This is a genomic window from Komagataeibacter kakiaceti JCM 25156 (genome assembly GCF_000613305.1).
The window spans coordinates 1-2,488 of the sequence record NZ_BAIO01000352.1; the positions used below are offsets into that span (position 1 = coordinate 1).

At 66.7% G+C, this 2,488-nt stretch carries 2 protein-coding genes and 2 pseudogenes; all 4 read left to right on the forward strand.

Annotation, left to right across the window (positions count from 1 at the left end):
* The coding region (gene argF / locus JCM25156_RS13610; protein ID WP_025813511.1) for an ornithine carbamoyltransferase at positions 1-813 on the forward strand (813 nt) is incomplete at its 5' end.
* On the forward strand, positions 810-1,133 hold the full coding sequence (locus JCM25156_RS13615; protein ID WP_025813512.1) for a hypothetical protein: 324 nt from the start codon (positions 810-812) through the stop codon (positions 1,131-1,133). The genes argF and JCM25156_RS13615, both read left to right, overlap by 4 nt.
* An 18-nt stretch (positions 1,134-1,151) precedes the next feature.
* A pseudogene (gene hslO, locus JCM25156_RS24475) lies at positions 1,152-2,113 on the forward strand (Hsp33 family molecular chaperone HslO).
* 101 nt (positions 2,114-2,214) lie between these two features.
* Positions 2,215-2,488 (forward strand): annotated as a pseudogene (locus tag JCM25156_RS13625) (hypothetical protein); the annotation flags it as partial.

Here is a 2,488-nt window from a genome sequence, read left to right on the forward strand (position 1 = left end):
GGGCTCATGCTGTCCAAGCCCTCCACCCGCACCCGCGTCTCGTTCGAGGTGGGGATGCAGCAGCTTGGCGGCAACGTGATCCTGCTTGCGCCCTCCGACATGCAGATCGGCCGGGGCGAGAGCATCGCCGATACCGCGCGCGTGCTGTCGCGCTTTGTAGACGCCATCGTGCTGCGCACGGGCAGGACGGAAAACCTGCGCCAGCTCGCGCGCTGGAGCAGCGTGCCGGTCATCAACGGGCTGACGCCGGATTCCCATCCCGTGCAGATCATGGCCGACATCATGACGTTCGAGGAACATCGCGGCCCCATTACCGGCCGCACGCTGGCCTGGGTGGGGGATGGCAACAATGTCGCCACCTCCTTCATCGAGGCCGCCGCCCTGTTCGGTTTTCGCCTGCGTCTGGCCACGCCCTCCACCCACACGCCCAGCGTCGCCGCCGTGGCGTGGGCGCGCGAACATGGCGCGGACATTACGGTCACGACCGATCCCGTCGCCGCGGTAAAGGGCGCGGACGCGGTCATTACCGATACATGGGTCAGCATGTCGGACAAGGCTTCTGACCAGCGGCTGAACGCGTTCGAGCCCTACCGCGTGAATGCCGCGCTCATGGCGCATGCCGCCCCCGACGCCCTTTTCCTGCACTGCCTGCCTGCCCATATCGGGGAGGAAGTGACGGAAGACGTGTTTGAAGGCCCGCATTCCGTCGTGTTCGACGAGGCCGAGAACCGCCTGCACGCGCAAAAGGGCATCCTTGTCTGGGCGCTGTGTGGCGAGGACTGGCAGCAATATGGAAAGGAACCCAAGGCATGACCGGACCGGCCGAACAGCCCGCCCTGCCCTCCGCCACCGAAGACGCGCCGGAAATTCCCGGCTGGGCCGAAAAGAGCGTGCGCGACATCTTCGCCGCCGCCCTGCCTGATGGGGATGGGCGGGCCGCCGCCATCCGCGACGCCTATCTGGACTGTCTGGCCGGCGCGGGCCGCACGGAGGATCTGGACATGGAACATGACCGCTGCCGCCAGCGCGCGATCGCCGCGATGCAGGAAGCGGGCCTGCTGCCCACCGCACGGCTGACGGATCTCGACCAGCGCCTCGCCGCGCTGGAAGCGGACATCACCGCCAATCTCTGACCATACGCGGGTTTTAGCATGACCACCCCCATTCCTTCCCCCGCCTTTCTCGATTCCAGCCGTCCCGACACCCCGGATCTGGTGGTGCCGCAGGGTATCGTGCCGTTCTATCTGGACCAGCGCCCCGTGCGTGGCCGCCTTGTGCGGCCCGGCGTCCTGACCGACACCCTGCTGACCCGCCATGACAACCCCGATGTGGTGCTGCGGCTGGCGGGGGAAGCGCTGGCGCTGGTGGCCGCACTGGCTTCATCGCTGAAATTCCAGGGTTCCTTCTCCCTTCAGGCCAAGGGCGATGGCCCGGTCAGCCTGCTGCTGGCGGACTGCACGGATTCCGGTGCCCTGCGCTTTCACGCCCGCTCGGACGACGCGCAGGTGGCCGAACTGCTGGCCACCTGCCCCAACCCCACGGCGGGCCAGTTGCTGGGCAAGGGCTATCTGGCGTTCAGCGTGGATCAGGGACCGGATACCGACATCCATCAGGCATTGTCGAGATCACGGGCGAGAGCCTGTCGGACATGGCTGCGCATTACTTCACCACCAGCGAGCAGCATGCCTGCTGGGTCCGGCTGTTCTGTGAAAAGACGGAACGGGGCTGGCGCGCGGGCGCGCTGGTGATGGAAAAGATCGCAAGCGACGGCGGGATCGGGACCGACCTCAGCACCGAGGAAGGTGATGACGCCTGGGAGACGGCGACAACACTGGCCACCACCCTGACCGCGCATGAAATCCTGGATGACGATCTCTCCTCCGCCACGCTGCTGCACCGCCTGTTCCATGCGGAAGGGCTGATGATGGGCCAGCCGCGCGCGCTGGCCTTTGGCTGCCGCTGCTCACGCGCGCGGCTGTCAGGCATTCTGGAAACCTTCACGCTCGATGATCTGGACCACATGGCGCAGGATGGCACGATCACCATGAACTGCTCGTTCTGCAACCACAGTTTCCATTTCCAGCGTGGCGAGATCGCGGGCAAGTCCGCCTGACGCCAGCCTGCCCCTTTGCGCCCGGTGCGGATCATGGCACGGTCATAATCCTGATCTGTTGACCGCGCCCTGTGCGCCCGCCGTTATCGGGATATATTTTCATGCGACCGAACCGTCCGCCCCTTTCCCTTCCTTCGCTGCGTCGCGGCCTGCACGTGATGCTGGCCGCCAGCCTGCCGCTCATGGCGCTTTCGGCCTGCGACCACGCGGATAGCAGACCGACCACCAGCTTCGCGCCGCCCCGGTTCAGCAGCCAGCCGCCGCTCAACCTCAATGTCGCGTCCATTTCCGTGGTGGACCGGGGGCAGCCGGGGGTCATACCGGGCGACCTGTCGGCCCGCGCGCCCTTCCCCCCCGGACCAGTCGCTGGCGCAG

Excerpts from the sequence above, each read along its gene's own strand:
- JCM25156_RS13615 (WP_025813512.1), top strand. The coding sequence starts at position 810 with ATGACCGGACCGGCCGAACAGCCCGCCCTGCCCTCCGCCACCGAAGAC.